We start from the raw sequence: 16,630 nt of genomic DNA on the forward strand, positions 1-16,630 counted from the left end.
CTCCGCGTCAGCGGATAATGTGCACAGCGTGGCTGAACCTCGAATGCTCCTGCTGGACACCGCCTCGCTCTACTTCCGCGCCTACTTCGGCGTGCCCGACATCCGAGCCGAGGACGGCACCCCGGTAAACGCCGTCCGCGGCCTGCTGGAGTTCATCTCCCGGCTGGTCAACGACTACTCCCCCACCGACCTGGTGTGCTGCTGGGACAACGACTGGCGACCGCAGTGGCGGGTCGACCTGATCCCGTCCTACAAGGCGCACCGGGTGGTGGAGGAGGTCGAGACGGCGCCCGACGTCGAGGAGGTGCCCGACCCGCTGCAGGTGCAGGTGCCGATCATCCGCGAGGTGCTCGCCGCGGCCGGGATCTGCGTCATCGGCGCCGACGGCTACGAGGCCGACGACGTGATCGGCACCCTCGCGACCGGCGCGGGGATGCCGGTCGACGTCGTCACCGGCGACCGTGACCTGTTCCAGCTGGTCGATGACGCTGCAGGCGTACGCATCCTCTACCCGACCCGAGGCGTGAGCGACCCGGATCTGGTCGACGAGAAGTGGGTGCTCGCCAAGTACGGCATCAGCGCCGCGCAGTACGCCGACTTCGCCACGATGCGTGGCGACACCTCCGACGGTCTGCCGGGGGTGAAGGGCGTCGGCGAGAAGACCGCCGCCAAGCTGCTCGAGCAGTACGGGGACCTGGAGGGGATCATCGCCGCCGTCGCCGATCCGACCACCCCGATCACCAAGGCGCAGCGGCAGAAGTTCATCGACGCCGTCGAGTATCTGGCGGTCGCGCCGAAGGTCGTGGCGGTCGCTCGCGACATCGCGCTGAACCGCACTGGCACCGCTCTGCCGAGCTCTCCGGCCGACCCGGAACGCCTGCACGAGCTGGCCGCGACGTACAACCTCGCCTCCCCGGTCGCCCGCCTGGAAGCCGCGCTCGCGCGGGTGTGACACAGGTCTCCACAACTCGATTCAGAAAGTTCGTAGAAACGGCATCATCAGCCGCGTACCGCTCCGTCTCCTTGGCAAGACCACCAAGAAGGAGCGGACGAATGAGCGACATCAAGCACCCGGCAGTGCAGCAGGACATCAAGATCTCGTGCCTCGACCCCTGGGGCCGGACCGTGGAGGTGCCGACGACCCTCGGCTACCGCGAGAACGACCCGTACGCAGTGAGCCTGACCTTCCACTCCGGCGCCGGTGACGTCGAGTGGGTCGTGTCCCGCACACTCATGCTGCAGGGTCTGGCCGCCCCCGCCGGTGAGGGCGACGTGAAGATCTACCCCAGCATCGACGAGGACGCGAAGGCCGTCGCCGTCTTCGACTTCAGCTCCCCCGACGGTCGCCTGATCGCGACCGCCGACTCGCGCGAGGTGCAGATGTTCCTTGGCAAGTCCTTCTCGGCCGTCCCGGTCGGCTCCGAGAGCCAGCACCTGGATCTCGACGCGCTGATCGCAGACCTGCTGGGCAGCTCGTTCGACGCTGAGTAGGCACTCCGCCCGCCTGCTCATTCGTTCACGAACCCTCCCGTCCCGGATTCCCCGGGGCTGGAGGGTTCGTACTTTTCGCTGGCCGGAAGCGATCGCTCGCCGTTGCCACGTCAACTGTGGTAGTGATGTGCGTCACCCGCACCACCACCTCGGAGGTCACAGTGCTGCCAGCTTTCCTTTCTCGCGAGCGAACGGTGGCCGGTCCCGGCTTCAGTCGCTGGCTCATCCCGCCCGCCGCCCTCGCCGTACACCTCTGCATCGGCCAGGTGTACGCCACCAGCGTCTACAAGACCGCCCTGGTCGAGCACTTCGACACGAGCCAGACCGCGATCGGGGTGATCTTCTCGATCGCGATCGTGATGCTCGGCCTCTCGGCCGCGGTGATGGGCACCTGGGTCGACCGCAACGGACCGCGTGCGGCGATGACCGCGGCCGCGATCTTCTGGTCCTCAGGCTTCTTGATCGGCGCCCTCGGCATCGGCACCGGCCAGCTGTGGCTGGTCTATCTCGGCTACGGCGTCATCGGCGGCATCGGACTCGGGATCGGCTACATCTCGCCCGTCTCCACGTTGATCAAGTGGTTCCCGGACCGGCCGGGCCTGGCGACGGGCATGGCGATCATGGGCTTCGGCGGCGGCGCCATGATCGCCAGCCCGCTGAGCGGCCGGCTGCTGGCGCTCTACGATCCGTCCTACACCGGTGACGCCAGCACCGTCCCCGACGGCCACGCGGTGATGATGCTGTTCCTCACCCTGGGTGTGGTCTACCTGGTCTTCATGTCCTTCGGCGCGGCCACCGTCCGCGTACCGCCGGAGGGCTGGACGCCGGCGGGCTGGGACCCGGCCAGCGTGAAGGAGAAGAAGCTCGTCACCACGGCGAGCGTCTCGGCGAACAACGCGATCAGGACCCGGTCGTTCTGGCTGGTGTGGATCGTCCTCTTCTGCAACGTCACCGCCGGCATCGGCATCCTCGAGCAGGCGGCTCCGATGATCCAGGACTTCTTCCGCACCGACGGGGTCTCCTCCGTCAGCGCGGTCGCGGCCGGTGGCTTCGTCGGGCTGCTCTCGATCGCCAACATGAGCGGCCGGTTCATCTGGTCCTCGACCTCCGACGTCATTGGTCGCAAGCCGATCTACATGATGTATCTCGGGGTCGGTCTGGTGCTCTATCTCCTGCTGGCGACCATCGGGGACACCTCGATGGCCCTGTTCGTGCTGCTCGCCGTCGTGATCCTGTCCTTCTACGGCGGCGGCTTCGCCACGGTCCCGGCCTACCTACGCGACCTCTTCGGCACCTTCCAGGTCGGCGCCATCCACGGCCGGCTGCTGACCGCCTGGTCGGCTGCCGGCATCGCCGGACCGCTCATCATCAACGCCTTCCTCGACGCGCAGGGTGAACCCGGCACGCTCACCGCGGCCGCCTACCGGCCGGCACTGCTGACCATGGTCGGCGTCCTCGCGATCGGCTTCATCGCCAACCTGCTGGTGCACCAGGTCCCCGACCGGTTCCACGAGCCGAAGTCCGCCGACTCCACCGAGACCGAGACCGAGAGGAGCGCAGCATGAACGCCAAGATCGCAGGTGCCTGGGCCCTGGTCGGGATCCCGCTGGCCTACGGAGTCATCGAGACGCTGCGCCGTGCGGCGCAGCTCTTCACGGGCTGAGCTCGGCTTCAGTCAGGTCAGAGGCCGAGCAGGCTCGGCTCGTTCGTACGCCACGCCTCCTGCGCCGCCCGGGTCACCGGGCCGTGCGGGAGGGTGCGCGTGCCCCACTCGGTCACAGCCTGGACGTCGCGCAGGCTGGAGGTGAGGAAGACCTCCGTGGCGTACTCCTCGACCTCGGCCAGCGGCTCGTCGGTCTCCTCGGCGCCGAACCACTCCAGCACCAGGGCGCGGGTGATCCCGGCCAGTGGGCCGCTGGAGAGCGTCGGAGTCTTGAGTGCGCCGTCGAGCACGTAGAAGATGTTGCTCCCGGTGCCCTCGCACAGGTCCCCCACGGTGTTGGCGAAGATCGCCTCGGTGGCCCCGTGCTTGCGGGCCTCGGCGAGGGCGATGACGTTCTCGGCGTACGACGTCGTCTTCAGGCCGCTCGTCGCGCCGTGCTCGTTGCGGCGCCACGGCACGCTGACGACCTTGGTCTCGGTCGGGTTGGGGTCCGCGTCCTCGAGGCCGATGATGATCGTGGGCGCCACCTCCGCGCGGCCGGACCCGAACGGCGCCGGCCCGCCCGTGACGGTGATCCGCAGACGTCCGTACGCCGTCGGGGCCGCGCCCAGCACCGCCTCCACACCCTTGGTGATGAGCGAGCGGTCGGGCGTCGGCAGGCCGAGGCCGCTCGCGGAGCGCTCGAGGCGGTCGAGGTGAAGGGCGAGCGCGAACGGCTGGTCCTTGATCACCTTGAGCGTCTCGAAGACGCCGTCGCCGACCACCAGACCGTGGTCTCTGATGGAGACCGCCGGGGCGGCCGGGTTGTCGAGAAGCTGACCATCGATCCACGCGCGCATGCGGCAACTCTAAGACGTCCCAGGTCAGAGCCGGGAAAGCGCGCCGGTGTGGTGGTCGAGATGACGGGCGAATGACACGCAGGTGACCCCGGATTTGGCCTCGGGCAGCGGCTCCGATAATGTTCTTCTCGTCGCCAAGGGCACGGGAAACCGGGCCTGAAGCAGCAAGCGGACGTAGCTCAGTTGGTAGAGCGCAACCTTGCCAAGGTTGAGGTCGCGAGTTCGAGCCTCGTCGTCCGCTCGGAGTAGGTCTCCACCGGAGGCATTGCCTCCAGCGGTGGGTTGGCCGAGAGGCGAGGCAACGGACTGCAAATCCGTGTACACGGGTTCAAATCCCGTACCCACCTCGAAGCACCACCCTGATAAATTGAATAAGCACGGACGATTGGCGCAGCGGTAGCGCGCTTCCTTGACACGGAAGAGGTCACTGGTTCAAACCCAGTATCGTCCACAGAAATCAGGCCCTGAACTGCAGAGATGAAGTTCAGGGCCTGATTCGTTTTGTCGCTCCGGTCGGACGTTGCCGAAAGACCCTTGTATCGCGGACGTCGTACCCTCGGCGCAGGTCCTCGGATCTCCTTAGCGTCTGGGTATGAGCACCGTTCGACAGCACCGCCACCCGACGCGAAGGGCTTGGATCGCGGCCGCCTTCATCCCGGTGGGGTTTGTCGTCTCGATGGTGGTCGGCGAGGGACTGCTGACGCTGCAGGGCTATGAGTCCAAAGACGAGGATTTGCCGGCCGGCGTCGTTGCACTGGCGAGTGGTCCGGCCATCATCGCGTTCGCGCTACCTTGCATCCTCACCTGGATCCTGGGCCGCCGTGCCGTGGCCGCGGGCGACCCGCAGGGGAACGTCCCCGCGATCGTGGCGGCGTCCGTCGGTGCCGGCTTCGTGCTGCTGAACCTCGTCGGCGTCGTCGGCCGGATGCTCGGGCTCTGAGGCGCTGGCGGACAACGAGTCATCGCTGCGGGGTCTCGAGACGTACGTTCGACGCGGACTGGGTGACATGCCAGTACGCCGAGATCGCGGCCGCCGCGGTGACCGAGCCGAGCCACCCGAGCGTCAGGTCGCCGATGGTGTCACGGTAAGCCCAGCGGAGCTCCGACGACCTGGTGACGAACGAGAAGTACTCGAACAGCTCCCAGCCGACCGAACTGGTCATTCCCACCGCTACGGCGCGTTCGAGCACCTGTCCGAGGGTGCCGTGGCGCATGGTGAGCAGGACGGCGGCCGCGCTGAACAGCCCGGTGGCCGCGAAGTGACTGGCATCGTCGAACCAGACGACCGCGTCATAGAGGTCCAGGCGGTTGCCGAGAATGTCGCTGAAGCACGCCGCCGTGACGAGCAGATCCGCGCCCCACGGGTATGCGGCGTCTCGGCGGCGAACCACCCAGACGAGCGGGATGGCGAAAGCCAGCATCGGGTAGAGGACCGCTCTGGCGAACGGAGCCTTGCCCTCCAAATTGCCCCACGTCGGTTCCAGGGTGACCCGGATGATGAACAGCAGGAGCAGCATCTTGACAGCAAGGTCCAGGAGAACGATCGCGTCGCTCCCCGACCGGCTTGACCGGTGAATGCCAGCTTCTCCGTATGTCACATGTCGATCGTTTCGCCCGCACACCCGGCCCTGGCAAGGTCGCTGGTCCCGGACCGAAGTGCCGTCGGGCCCTGACCGTTGGCCGGTCTAGAGGCGATCTGTGGCCCGTTGCGCGGCGTCGACGATCGCTCCCCAGGGTAAGGCCTGGTCCGGGGGCATCTGACGTGGCGGGTAGAGCGGCCAGAGGTCGGGGCCCTCGATGAGGTCGACGCCGGCGCTGCGTAGGGCTGCCATATGGGAGGGCCAGGCGGGGTGCTCCGCGTGCGCGGCGTTGATGAGTGGGAAGAGCACGACGGGAACGGTGGTGAGGCTCTCGGTGACGACGGTGAGGGCCTGGTTGTCGGCGAGGCCCAGGGCAATCTTGGCGGTGGTGTTGAAGGTCGCGGGGGCTACGACGATGGCGTCTAGCTGTGCCGGGTGGGTGCGCGGTTCCCACGGGAGGCGGCTCGGCCCGCGTACCGGGAAGCCGGTGGCGGCCTCGATCCGCTCGGCCTCGCCGTTCGCGCTCAGCCAGCTGAACGCCGTCGGTGTCAGCGTCACCGGAACCTGGTGGCCGGCGTCCAGCAGCGGGGTGACCAGTTCGTCGCAGAGTTGCTCCACACCGCCTGCAGCGCAGGCGATGACTCCGACGATGGCCACCCCGCGAGCGTACGGGACGAGGATCGGGGCCGAGGGGTCAGCCCATCTTGCCGGCGCCGGCCTTGATCGCCTCCCGGATCCGGAAGTAGGTGCCGCAGCGGCAGATGTTGCGGATCTGGTCGATGTCGGCGTCGGTGACCGAACGGCCCTCGGCGTGAGCCTTGTTGACGGTCGCGACGGCGGCCATGATCTGCCCGGGCTGGCAGTATCCGCACTGGGCGACGTCGGCGTCGAGCCAGGCCTCCTGCATGGGGTGCAGGTCCTTGCCGACGGAGGCGGCGAGGCCCTCGATCGTGGTGATCTCGTCGTCCTCGTCGAGGGCGCTGACCGGGGTGGCGCAGGGGTTGAAGGCCTTGCCGTTGATGTGGGACGTACAGGCCTTGCAGACGTTGATGCCGCAGCCGTACTTGGGGCCACGCACGCCGAGTACGTCGCGCAGCACCCACAGCAGGCGCTCGCTGTCCTCGACGTCGACCGTGACCTTCTCCCCGTTGAGCTTGAAGGTGTAGTTGGGCATTGGCCAATCCCTTTCGATCAGTCTCTGTTCAGTAGGTGTAGCTGAGGCCGTCGGTCGGCGAGGCGGGCACGGGCGGGACGAAGGACTTCACCTCGAAGGAGATCGGGTCGTGGTGGTTGATCGGGAACGAGGTCGGGGTGGTGCCCGTCGCGCGGGCGTAGGCGCAGGCCACCGCCGCGAACGAGGCGGCGACGCCGGCCTCCCCCGCGCCGCCGGGGATGTCGGTGACCGGGTCCATCACGAAGACGCGTACGTCGGGTGGGGTGTTCCACTGGCGGGTGTAGAAGTAGTTGTCCCAGCTGGCCTCGAGGTAGTGACCGTCCTCCAGGTGAGTGCTCGCCGTCAGGGCGAGCGCGATGCCGTCCATGATCCCGCCCTGCATCTGCGCCTCGACGCCCTTGGGGTTGATCACCTCGCCGCAGTCGATCGCGAAGGTCACCTTGGTGACCCGGGGGCCCGTGACGCCGTTGTAGACCTTGCGGTTGACGGTCTCGGGACGGCAGTCGATCTCGACGAGGCAGGCCGAGTAGCCCTTGTACTCCTGGTGGACCGCGATCCCCTGGGCCGTGCCGGCGGGCATCGACCTGCCCCAGTTGCCGGCAGCGGCCACCTGCTTGATGACGCGCCGCAGGCGGTCCTCCTTGGCGTACTTCAGCCGGAACTCGACCGGGCTCAGCCGCATCTTCTTGGCGACCTGGTCGATCGTGAGCTCGAGCGCCGTGCGTACGTCGGGCGAGTAGACGTTGCGCACCGCCCCGGAGTTGATCGCGCGGCTGGTGGTCTCCATGAGGCCCTGGGTGGTGACGCCGAAGTCGTACGGCACCTGCTGGGAGGTCACGAAGATGGTCTCCGAGACACCCAGGTTGCTCACCCCGGCCGGGAGCGAGATGGCCGACGAGGTCAGGATCTCGCCGAAGCCGTGGCGGTAGTCGGTGGCGGTGCAGGTGTGCTGCTGCTCGACGGAGAGGATGTTGTCCCCCGCCCAGACCGTACGCACCCGGGACGTCGCCATCGGATGGTTGCGGCCCTGGCGGGGCTCGTCCGCACGGTGCCACATCAGCCGGACCGGCGCCTGGCACTTCTGCGAGATCAGAGCGGCTTCCAGCGCCGCGTCCCAGAACAGCTTGCGGCCGAACGAGCCGCCGGACTCCACGACGTTGAACGTCACCGCGGTCGGCGGCAGGCCGAGCTTGAGCGCGATGTCCTCGGCAGCCACGATCGGCGTCTTGGAGCCGGCCCAGATCGTTGCCTTGTCGGCGCGGACATCGGCGACGGCGCAGTTGGTCTCCAGCGGTGATCCGCTGCGGGTGTAGAAGACGAAGTCGGTGTCGAGCGTCTTCACGTCCGCCGCGCCGAGCCCACCGGTGAGGCCACCCACCGCGTCGGTCACCGTGCCGAGGAGCTCGTCCACGTCCGGCACCAGCATCGGGCGCTGGATCCCGCGGAGCTCCTCGAGGACATCGGCGTCGGACCTGCCGCTCACCGAACCCGGGTTCCACTCGACATCGAGGGCACGGATGGCGTTGATGCACTGACCGAACGTCCCGGCGCGTACGGCGACCCCGGTCGGGATGGTGACGACATGCGTCACGCCAGGCATCGCCTCGACGGCCTTCTGGTTGCGCACCGATCGCACCGTGCCGTTGTGCTCGGAGGCGCGGCAGACCATCGCGGGCAGAGCATCGGGGACGTCTAGGTCCATGGCGAACTGCTTCGTGCCGGTGACCGCGTCCACGGCGTCCTTGCGGCGCTGCGGGGTGCCGATGACCGCGAAGTCGGACTTCGGCTTGAGGTCGACGTCGACGACCTTCGTGACCAGAGCCGCGGCGGAGGTGGCGAGATCGCCATAGGAGATCGAGGCACCGCCGGGTGCGGTGATCACCCCTTCGTAGACAGACAGGGTGTCGTGCGGCTGCGCGAGCGCGATCGCCGCGGCGTCCAGCAGCGCGCCACGAGCGATGGCGGCGGCCACACGTACGGGCGTGTACATGGCGTGGATCGTGTTGGAGCCGCCGGTCATCTGGTTCCAGATCAGCTCGGGACGTGCCTTCGACAAGGTCACGTTCACCTTGCTGAGGGGCAGGTCGAGCTCCTCGGCGATCAGCATCGCGATCGAGGTGGTGATGCCCTGCCCGACCTCTGCGCGGGGCAGCTCGAACGACGCGGTGCCGTCCTTGTCGACAACGACCTGGATCAGGTTCGCGGTCGGGCGGGCGGCATCGGTCAGCAGGTCGTTGAGGTCGTAGAGGTCGGCCGGCTGCGGGACTCCCGGGACGACTGCCGCGGCCGGGCTGCCGAGGCCGATCCCGAGCTGGGCCGCGCCGGTGACGGTGGCAGCGGCCACGAGGTAGCCGACGAAGCGACGGCGTCCGATCTCGTGCTCGGCCAGGCCAGATACCGACAGGCCTGATGACGTCTCGGGATGTGTTGACAAGGCGGTTACCTCCGTTGGTCCGGTCGGGTCCTGGTCACGTTATGTGCGGCCCGTCACACCTGTGTCGCCATGGAACGCCAACTTCGTTGACTTTCCGCGCCACCGTCGCGCCGGAGTGCGCCTGGTGTGACTCCGAAGCGTGACCGGAAGGTTCGGGCGAAGTGCGATGGGTCGGGGAAGCCCCAGCGCGAGGCGATCGCCGCCGTCGAATGGGAGGCGTAAGCCGGGTCGAGCAGAGCGTCCCGGATCGCCAGCAGCCGGAACTCCCGCAGATGGGCCATCGCGGAGCGCGGCTGGTCCTCGAAGAGCCGGTGCAGGCTACGCGGCGAGAGCCCGTGGGCGGCCGCCACCGCATCGTGGCCGAGGTACGGGTCGGAGGCGTGCGCCTCGACGTAGGCGATGATCCGGGCCCTGAGCGTCTCCCCCGGATCCGCCTGCTCCACACCCACCAGGCTTGACAGCAGCTGGATGGCGGCCTCGCCCAAGTGCGCCGCTCCCCCGGCCTGCGGCGCCTCGCGGACGGCGCTCCGCAGCAGGTGCCCGAGTACGCCGGTCCGGCCGTCGAGCGACGTCCAGCCGCGCGCCATCGACCGCTCGATCACGGCGTCCGACGCCGCCAGTGCGCGGCGCGGAAGCGTCATCGCGAGACACTCCCACCCCTCGTCGAAGCGCAGCTCGTAGGGGCGGCTGGTGTCGTAGATCGCGATGTCTCCGGGCGCCAGGACGAGCTCGATGTCGCCCTGCCGGACGACCGACTGCCCGCGGCGCTGGATGCACACCTTGAACGGATCGTCCGGTACGTCCGCGAGGGAGCGGCGGGTGCGGCGTACGACCTGCGGGGTGCCGCCGACCCGGAACGCGTCGACGCGTCCCAGGCTCGCGTGCTCGATCGCCCCGGCCAACGGCCCGGCCACCGCGTGCAAGCCGGGCGGCAACCGCTCCGACTGCAAGCCCGCGAAGGCGTCCGCCAGCGCGGTCCGCCACCTCTCCGACACGTCGCCCGAGTCCCCATGCGTCATGCCGTGATACTGCGTACGCCGCGGGCCGGGCGGTACCCCCGTACGAGGGCGTCAGTCGATCAGGCCGGCCTCGCGCGCCATCCGGACGGCGTGGACGCGGTTGTTGGCGTTGAGCTTGCGGGTGGCGCTCTTGAGGTAGGACTTCACCGTGCTCTCCACGATCCCGAGGGCCTCGGCGGCTTGCCGGTTGCTGCTCCCGAGCGCCACCTGGCGCAGGACGTCGAGCTCGCGGGCGGCCAGACGTACGGCCGGAGCGAGCTGTGCCGGCTGCTTCTCCCCCGGTGCGGCGGTGAGCCGGAGGACCATGGCCTCGAGGCGGCTGCGGACCTCGGGGTCGACCACCTGGCAGGCCAGATCGGTGAGCTCGGCTGCCATCTCCCGGCGTTCGGCGAGATCGCGCTTCGCAGCCGTCTCGTCCGGGCGAGGAGCCCGGCTCGGCGCGGGCGCCAGCCGGGAGAGCCGGTTGCGGACCTCGTCATCGATCAGGATCTCGCGCTCGAGGGTGCGGATCAGCGGACGCAGCGAGTCGAACCAGACGCCGCCGAGACCGAGCCGCGAGCGGGAGGCGAGGTAGATGAGCATCCGCGGGGCCCGGTCGACCATGATCGGCAGGGCGGCGACGGTCTGGATCTGCTCCTGAGCGACGGCGGTGTCGTAGAGGTGGGTGATCCCGCGAGCGGTGTAGTAGTGGTCGACGGAGCCGGGTTGCCGGGTCTGCAAGGTCTTGCCGCCCAAGCCCTCCCCGTTGACCACCCGCAGGCCGCGCAGCGAGGCGCCCTTCGCGCCACAGGTCGCGGTGATGTCGATGGCCGTGCCGTCACCGCGCACCGGGCCACCGAAGGCGAGGTCCAGCCCCGACGCGGTCCGGAAGGAGGCCAGCGTCTGGGCGATCCGGGACCCGTCGTACGGCGCCTCCGGGGCGATGGCGGTAGTGCTCATGGCGTTGAGCGTAAGTGACGACCATCACAGGCAACAAGAGGGACACCCCCTCTTTCGAGGGCACTCTTCCGGGGGTATCGGCCAGGTGGTGACAGTCCCACACTCGGTTCACCAATCCGAGTAGGAGGCACGATCATGGCCCAAATCGCGGCTGACCGAGCCGAGGTCGACGGGCGCACCATGCGCCGCGTCGCGACGGCGTCACTGACCGGCACCACCATCGAGTTCTACGACTTCCTCATCTACGGGCTCGCGGCAGCCCTCGTCTTCAATGCCGTCTTCTTCCCGTCCATGGGCGGACCCGAGGGCACCTTGGCCTCGATCGCGACCTTCGGCGTCGCGTTCGTCTTCCGACCTCTGGGGGCGATCCTCTTCGGCCACTACGGCGACCGGATCGGTCGCAAGGCCACGCTGATCACCACCTTGATGATCATGGGCACCTCGACCTTCGCGATCGGTCTGCTCCCGAGCGTGGAGTCGATCGGCAAGGGCGCCGTGGTGATCCTCGTTCTGCTGCGCGCACTGCAGGGCATCGCGCTCGGCGGTGAGTGGGCGGGCGCCGCACTCCTCACCACCGAGTACGCCGCGCGCGGCCAGCGCGGGCGCTACAGCATGTTCCCGCAGCTCGGTCCCAGCCTGGGGCTGATCCTCGCCGCCGCGGCCATGCTCACCACCTTCCGCCTGATGGAGCCCGCCGCGTTCGCCGCCTGGGGCTGGCGGATCCCGTTCCTGGCCAGCGCCGTCCTCATCGCGGTCGGCCTCTGGGTCCGGCTGAAGATCGCCGAGACGCCGTCGTTCAAGAAGGTCCAGTCGGCAGGCACCCGCAGCACGCTGCCGTTCGTCGGCTGCATCCGTGACCAGTGGCGCCAGGTGCTGCTCGGCGGCGGCATCATGGCGGTCGTCTTCGGCGCCTTCTACACCGGCGCCAGCTTCATGGTCGCCCACGCGGTCGGCACCCTCGGCCTGAGCATGAGCCAGGCCCTGCTCGGCGTCATCGTCGCGGCATTCGCGATGAGCGTGACGGTGATCGCCTCCGCGTGGCTCTCCGACGTCCTCGGTCGCCGTGTGGTCCTGCTCATCGGCGCCGCCTTCGGCCTCGTCGCCGGCCCGCTGTCCTTCGCCATCATGGAGCCCGGCAGCTTCGCGAGCTTCGCCCTCGGCAACAGCCTGATGCTGTGCGTACTCGGTCTCAACTATGGTCCGATCGCGGCGTTCCTGCCCGAGATGTTCCAGGCGAAGTACCGCTACACGGGAGCCGGTCTGGGCTACAACATCGCGGGCATCCTCGGCGGCGCCGTCCCGCTGGTCATCGCCGAGGACCTGCTGGCCCGGTGGGGCACCGACGGAATCGCGTACTTCCTCAGCGCCCTGGCCGTGCTGAGCATCGGCTGCCTGCTGGTGGCCAAGGAGACCAGCCGCGTGGAGCTCGACGCGGAGCCCGCACTCGCCTGATCCGGCACCGCTCACCCTCCTTCGGGGGTGTGGCTGCCACCGAGGTCTCGGTCATGCTCGCGGCATGACCGAGACCTCATCCATCACCGCTTCGTCGGCTCGTGGCGACATCGACGTTCCGCTGCTCGAGGAGACGATCGGAGCCAACTTCGAGCGCACCGTCGCCCGCCACGGAGACCGTGAGGCGCTCGTCGAGATCGCCACCGGACGACGCTGGACCTACGCCGAGCTGGATGCCGACGTCGACGCCCTCGCGGTCGGCCTGCGCAAGGCCGGCATCGGCAAGGGTGACCGCGTCGGCATCTGGGCTCCGAACTGCGCCGAGTGGACGATGGTCCAGTTCGCCACGGCCAAGATCGGCGCGATCCTGGTCAACATCAACCCCGCCTACCGGACCCACGAGCTCGCGTACGCGCTCAACCAATCCGGCGTGAAGCTGCTGATCAGCGCGACGGAGTTCAAGACCAGCGACTACGTCTCGCTCGTCGACGAGGTGGCCGGCGACTGCGGCGCGCTCGAGCAGACCATCTTCCTGGGTACGCCGCAGTGGGATGCGCTGCTGGCCGCCGGCCGGGGCGAGCGGCTGGCCGACCACGTCGACTACACGCTCGACCCGAACGACGCGATCAACATCCAGTACACCTCCGGGACCACGGGATTCCCGAAGGGCGCAACGCTGTCGCACCGAAACATCTTGAACAACGGCTTCTTCGTCACCGAGACGATCCACTTCACCGAGCAGGACCGGCTCTGCATCCCGGTGCCCTTCTACCACTGCTTCGGCATGGTGATGGCGAACCTCGGCTGCACCACCCACGGCGCGACCATGGTCATCCCGGGCCCGGGTTTCGACCCGGCCACGACGCTGCAGACGGTCCAGAACGAGAGGTGCACGGCGCTGTACGGCGTGCCGACGATGTTCATCGCGATGCAGAACGACCCGGGTTTCGCCTCCTACGACCTCTCGACGCTGCGCACCGGGATCATGGCCGGCGCGCTGTGCCCGATCGAGGTCATGAAGCGGTGCGTCAGCGAGATGCACATGAGCGAGGTCGCGATCGCGTACGGGATGACCGAGACCTCGCCGGTCTCCTGCCAGACCCGCACCGACGACGACCTCGAGCGGCGTACCGAGACGATCGGCCGGGCCGCCCCGCACGTCGAGATCAAGATCGTCGACCCGGCCACCGGTGAGGTGGTCCCGCGCGGTACGGCGGGTGAGTTCTGCACCCGCGGCTACTCGGTGATGCTTGGCTACTGGGACGATGAGACGAAGACCGCCGACGCGATCGACGCCGACGGCTGGATGCACACCGGCGACCTGGCCGTGATGCGTGAGGACGGCTACTGCGTGGTCGTGGGAAGGATCAAGGACATGGTCATCCGTGGTGGCGAGAACATCTACCCGCGCGAGATCGAGGAGTTCCTCTTCACCCATCCCGACATCGCCGAGGCCCAGGTCGTGGGCGTCCCGGACGAGAGGTACGGCGAGGAGCTCTGCGCCTGGATCCGGATGCGACCCGGCGCCGAGCCGCTGGACGCCGAGGCCGTACGCGCCTTCGCCAGCGGCAAGCTCGCCCACTACAAGGCACCGCGCTACGTGCTGCTCGTCGACGAGTTCCCGATGACCGTGACCGGCAAGGTCCGCAAGATCGACATGCGCGAGCAGAGCGTCGCCCTGCTCGGGCTCTGAGCCGCCGATGAGCGAGCGTCAGCGAGCGACCATCGGCCCGATGAGCTACTGGCACCGGACCGGTCCTTGCACCTTCACGCCGACCCGGCACGTCGGCGGTGCCTGGGACCTGGACACACAGCACATCGCCACCCTGCTCGGCGTGCTCGCGCACGAGGTCGAACGGGACCGCGACGCCCGCCGCGACGACGGGCTCCAGATCACCCGGATCGGCTACGACATCCTCGGCACCGTCCCGCTCGAGCCGGTCGACATCGAGGTGACCGTGCTCCGCGCCGGGCGCACCATCGAGCTCGTCGAGGCCCGAGCCTGCCATGGCGGCCGGCCCGTGGTGCTCTTGCGTGCGTGGCTGACCGCCGGCTACCCGACCGCGGAGCTCGAGGGCACCCGGCACGGGCCGATGCCCGCGCCGGACGAGGTGCCGGCTTGGGACATGACCGCACTGTGGGACGGGGGCTTCATCGCCTCGGTGGAGGTACGCCGCCACGACCTCGGCCCGGGGCGGGCGCGGTCCTGGGTGCGTACGGCTCATCCCCTCGTCGCCGACGAGGAGGTGAGCCGGCTGGCGCAGGTCGCCGGGCTGCTCGACATCACCAACGGTGTCGCCGTCCGGGTCGACCCGAAGGTCGTCAGCTTCCCCAATCTCGACCTGACCGCGCACCTGTTCCGTGCTCCGGCTCCTGGCTGGTTGGGGCTCGACACGACCGTCTCGTTCGGCCCGGAGGGCGCCGGCGTGACCACATCCGTGCTCCATGACGAGCAGGGCGCCTTCGGCGTCAGTACGCAGTGCCTGACGGTCCGTCCCTGACGGCTCAGCTGGCGGCCGCGACCGTGACCGGCGCGGTCCACCTGCTGGCACGCCGGTGGGCGGTGAGCATGACCACGGCGACGATCACGGCAAGGGCGTAGAAGCCGGTCGCCACCTCGAAGACGGTCGAGTAGCCATGGGCCTGGGCGACGGCGCCCGGCGCGGCGTCGTGGTGCACCGCGCTGCCGTACACGACGGTGAGGAGCGCGAGTCCGATCGAGCCACCGATCTGGTGGGCGGTGTTGACCAGACCGGAGCCGGCGCCGGCGTCGCCCGGGTCGACCTCGGCCATCCCGAAGTCGGTGAGGAGGATGATCGCGATGCCTTGGCCGATGCCCAGCACGAGCAGCGGCGGCAGGATCGACGCCACCGGGGTCGTCGCGTCGATGCGACTCAGCCAGGCCATGCCGATTCCCGCCGTGACCAGGGAGGTCAGCAGCAGCACGGGCTTGCTGATCCTCGGCCCGGCCCAGCGCACGGCGTACACCATGGCGAAGAACATGCCGGTCATCGGGATGTAGACGAGTCCGGTGGCGAGCGGGCTGAGGCCACGTACGTTCTGGAGATACTGCGAGAGGAAGTAGAACGTCGAGAACATCGCGCCGACGATCAGGACCCTGCCGATGTACGCCCCCGAGCGCTGCACGCTGAAGAAGAGCCGGATCGGCACGATCGGCTGGGTGGCCCGCAGCTCGATGAGCACGAAGGCGACGAGCAGGATCACCGACGCAGTCAGCGGGACCAGCGTCTGGGCGCTCCCCCAGCCGATCTCAGCTGCCTCGACGAGGCCATAGACGAGCGCCGACATGCCGACTGTGACGCTCAGCGCGCCCAGGATGTCGACCCGGCCGGGCCGGGGCTCGGTCTCGGGGAGGTAGCGCGGTGAGAGGGCGAGGATCAGGATCCCGAGCGGGACGTTGACCAGGAGACCCCAGCGCCAGGAGAGGTACTCGGTGAAGACGCCGCCGACGATGATCCCGACGCTGGCTCCGGCACCGATCACCGCGCTGTAGATCGCGATGGCCCGGGTGCGCTCCTCGGGCTCGGGGAAGCTCGTGATCAGCAGCGCCAGCGTGGACGGGATCGCGAAGGCCGACGCCAGTCCCTGCAGCGTGCGCGCGGCGATGAGGAGTTCGGCCGACGGCGCGAGCCCGGCCAGGAGCGAGGCTGCGGTGAAGAGCGCCGTCCCAGCGATGAACACGCGGCGTCGGCCGAGCAGGTCACCGGCTCGTGCGCCGAGCAGCAGGAGGCCGCCGAAGGCGAGCACGTAGGCGTTCTGGATCCACGACAAGGACGAGTCGGTGAAGCCGAGCTCCGCCTTGATGTGGGTGAGCGCGGTGGTCACGATCGAGGCGTCGAGGGTCATCATCAGCTGGCAGCCGAGGATCACCATCAGGACCACCGCCCGGTGACGGGCACCGGCGCGCGGGGGTGTCGGAGACATGTGTGCACTTCCTAAGTAACTAACGAGTTGGTTATTTCAGTGAAGCACTGAACGCCACGAGATGCAACTAACTAGTTACTTGCTTTAGGGTGGA

The 16,630-nt window shown here is 68.7% G+C and carries 15 protein-coding genes and 3 tRNA genes; 10 read left to right on the forward strand and 8 right to left on the reverse strand.

Annotation, left to right across the window (positions count from 1 at the left end):
- Positions 1–43 precede the first annotated feature (43 nt).
- The 3 genes from ACFX43_RS18450 to ACFX43_RS18460 all read left to right on the forward strand — a co-directional run bounded on the left by ACFX43_RS18450 (position 44) and on the right by ACFX43_RS18460 (position 3,056).
- Positions 44–952 (forward strand): 5'-3' exonuclease H3TH domain-containing protein, encoded by a 909-nt coding sequence (locus ACFX43_RS18450; RefSeq protein ID WP_378840988.1) that lies wholly within the window; start codon positions 44–46, stop codon positions 950–952.
- A gap of 101 nt (positions 953–1,053) precedes the next feature.
- Positions 1,054–1,491, forward strand: coding sequence for an SsgA family sporulation/cell division regulator (locus ACFX43_RS18455; protein ID WP_378831664.1), 438 nt, complete (start codon positions 1,054–1,056; stop codon positions 1,489–1,491).
- Between the two features lie 161 nt (positions 1,492–1,652).
- A complete protein-coding gene (locus ACFX43_RS18460) occupies positions 1,653–3,056 on the forward strand; it encodes an OFA family MFS transporter (protein ID WP_378831669.1) in 1,404 nt (467 codons plus the stop codon).
- Positions 3,057–3,171: 115 nt separating this feature from the next.
- Here ACFX43_RS18460 and ACFX43_RS18465 read toward each other — a convergent pair whose 3' ends face one another.
- Positions 3,172–3,993: an aminotransferase class IV gene (locus ACFX43_RS18465; RefSeq protein ID WP_378831676.1), complete on the reverse strand. Its 822-nt coding sequence runs from the start codon at positions 3,991–3,993 to the stop codon at positions 3,172–3,174.
- 168 nt (positions 3,994–4,161) lie between these two features.
- Here ACFX43_RS18465 and ACFX43_RS18470 point away from each other — a divergent pair.
- From ACFX43_RS18470 to ACFX43_RS18485, 4 genes are all read left to right on the forward strand, one after another.
- A tRNA-Gly gene (locus tag ACFX43_RS18470) sits at positions 4,162–4,234 on the forward strand.
- Between the two features lie 35 nt (positions 4,235–4,269).
- A tRNA-Cys gene (locus ACFX43_RS18475) sits at positions 4,270–4,340 on the forward strand.
- Positions 4,341–4,372: 32 nt separating this feature from the next.
- Positions 4,373–4,444 (forward strand) — tRNA-Val (locus tag ACFX43_RS18480).
- A 141-nt stretch (positions 4,445–4,585) separates the two neighbouring features.
- Positions 4,586–4,933, forward strand: coding sequence for a hypothetical protein (locus ACFX43_RS18485; protein WP_378831681.1), 348 nt, complete (start codon positions 4,586–4,588; stop codon positions 4,931–4,933).
- 19 nt (positions 4,934–4,952) lie between these two features.
- Here the strand turns inward: ACFX43_RS18485 and ACFX43_RS18490 are convergent, their stop codons facing one another.
- The 6 genes from ACFX43_RS18490 to ACFX43_RS18515 all read right to left on the reverse strand — a co-directional run bounded on the left by ACFX43_RS18490 (position 4,953) and on the right by ACFX43_RS18515 (position 11,139).
- Entirely contained in the window at positions 4,953–5,510 is a 558-nt protein-coding gene (locus ACFX43_RS18490) for a hypothetical protein (protein WP_378831684.1), read from the reverse strand.
- A 168-nt stretch (positions 5,511–5,678) separates the two neighbouring features.
- The gene (locus tag ACFX43_RS18495) at positions 5,679–6,230 is read right to left on the reverse strand and encodes a flavoprotein (RefSeq protein ID WP_378831692.1); all 552 of its coding nucleotides are present in this window, start codon (positions 6,228–6,230) and stop codon (positions 5,679–5,681) included.
- 37 nt (positions 6,231–6,267) lie between these two features.
- Positions 6,268–6,747, reverse strand: a complete 480-nt coding sequence (locus tag ACFX43_RS18500; RefSeq protein WP_378831697.1) for a (2Fe-2S)-binding protein — start codon at positions 6,745–6,747, stop codon at positions 6,268–6,270.
- Between the two features lie 28 nt (positions 6,748–6,775).
- Complete coding sequence (locus ACFX43_RS18505) at positions 6,776–9,181, reverse strand: molybdopterin cofactor-binding domain-containing protein (protein ID WP_378831702.1); 2,406 nt, start codon at positions 9,179–9,181, stop codon at positions 6,776–6,778.
- A 53-nt stretch (positions 9,182–9,234) separates the two neighbouring features.
- Complete coding sequence (locus tag ACFX43_RS18510; protein ID WP_378831708.1) at positions 9,235–10,200, reverse strand: helix-turn-helix domain-containing protein; 966 nt, start codon at positions 10,198–10,200, stop codon at positions 9,235–9,237.
- A 51-nt stretch (positions 10,201–10,251) separates the two neighbouring features.
- Complete coding sequence (locus tag ACFX43_RS18515; RefSeq protein ID WP_378831715.1) at positions 10,252–11,139, reverse strand: response regulator transcription factor; 888 nt, start codon at positions 11,137–11,139, stop codon at positions 10,252–10,254.
- A 135-nt stretch (positions 11,140–11,274) separates the two neighbouring features.
- Here ACFX43_RS18515 and ACFX43_RS18520 point away from each other — a divergent pair, with 135 nt between their 5' ends.
- The 3 genes from ACFX43_RS18520 to ACFX43_RS18530 all read left to right on the forward strand — a co-directional run bounded on the left by ACFX43_RS18520 (position 11,275) and on the right by ACFX43_RS18530 (position 15,092).
- The gene (locus ACFX43_RS18520; protein ID WP_378831723.1) at positions 11,275–12,591 is read left to right on the forward strand and encodes an MFS transporter; all 1,317 of its coding nucleotides are present in this window, start codon (positions 11,275–11,277) and stop codon (positions 12,589–12,591) included.
- Positions 12,592–12,655: 64 nt separating this feature from the next.
- The gene (locus tag ACFX43_RS18525; protein WP_378831726.1) at positions 12,656–14,284 is read left to right on the forward strand and encodes an AMP-binding protein; all 1,629 of its coding nucleotides are present in this window, start codon (positions 12,656–12,658) and stop codon (positions 14,282–14,284) included.
- Between the two features lie 7 nt (positions 14,285–14,291).
- A complete protein-coding gene (locus ACFX43_RS18530; protein WP_378831730.1) occupies positions 14,292–15,092 on the forward strand; it encodes a thioesterase family protein in 801 nt (266 codons plus the stop codon).
- Positions 15,093–15,096: 4 nt separating this feature from the next.
- On the opposite strand, the gene ACFX43_RS18535 is transcribed toward ACFX43_RS18530, so the two are convergent.
- The gene (locus ACFX43_RS18535; protein WP_378831736.1) at positions 15,097–16,536 is read right to left on the reverse strand and encodes an MFS transporter; all 1,440 of its coding nucleotides are present in this window, start codon (positions 16,534–16,536) and stop codon (positions 15,097–15,099) included.
- Positions 16,537–16,630 lie beyond the last annotated feature (94 nt).

Source organism: Nocardioides sp. YIM B13467 (assembly GCF_042788075.1).
In the GTDB taxonomy this organism is placed as follows: Bacteria; Actinomycetota; Actinomycetes; order Propionibacteriales; family Nocardioidaceae; genus Nocardioides.

Excerpts from the sequence above, each read along its gene's own strand:
- ACFX43_RS18450 (WP_378840988.1), top strand. The coding sequence starts at position 44 with ATGCTCCTGCTGGACACCGCCTCGCTCTACTTCCGCGCCTACTTCGGC.
- ACFX43_RS18455 (WP_378831664.1), top strand. The coding sequence starts at position 1,054 with ATGAGCGACATCAAGCACCCGGCAGTGCAGCAGGACATCAAGATCTCG.
- ACFX43_RS18465 (WP_378831676.1), bottom strand. The coding sequence starts at position 3,993 with ATGCGCGCGTGGATCGATGGTCAGCTTCTCGACAACCCGGCCGCCCCG.
- ACFX43_RS18485 (WP_378831681.1), top strand. The coding sequence starts at position 4,586 with ATGAGCACCGTTCGACAGCACCGCCACCCGACGCGAAGGGCTTGGATC.
- ACFX43_RS18490 (WP_378831684.1), bottom strand. The coding sequence starts at position 5,510 with ATGCTGCTCCTGCTGTTCATCATCCGGGTCACCCTGGAACCGACGTGG.
- ACFX43_RS18500 (WP_378831697.1), bottom strand. The coding sequence starts at position 6,747 with ATGCCCAACTACACCTTCAAGCTCAACGGGGAGAAGGTCACGGTCGAC.
- ACFX43_RS18510 (WP_378831708.1), bottom strand. The coding sequence starts at position 10,200 with ATGACGCATGGGGACTCGGGCGACGTGTCGGAGAGGTGGCGGACCGCG.
- ACFX43_RS18515 (WP_378831715.1), bottom strand. The coding sequence starts at position 11,139 with ATGAGCACTACCGCCATCGCCCCGGAGGCGCCGTACGACGGGTCCCGG.
- ACFX43_RS18520 (WP_378831723.1), top strand. The coding sequence starts at position 11,275 with ATGGCCCAAATCGCGGCTGACCGAGCCGAGGTCGACGGGCGCACCATG.
- ACFX43_RS18525 (WP_378831726.1), top strand. The coding sequence starts at position 12,656 with ATGACCGAGACCTCATCCATCACCGCTTCGTCGGCTCGTGGCGACATC.
- ACFX43_RS18530 (WP_378831730.1), top strand. The coding sequence starts at position 14,292 with ATGAGCGAGCGTCAGCGAGCGACCATCGGCCCGATGAGCTACTGGCAC.
- ACFX43_RS18535 (WP_378831736.1), bottom strand. The coding sequence starts at position 16,536 with ATGTCTCCGACACCCCCGCGCGCCGGTGCCCGTCACCGGGCGGTGGTC.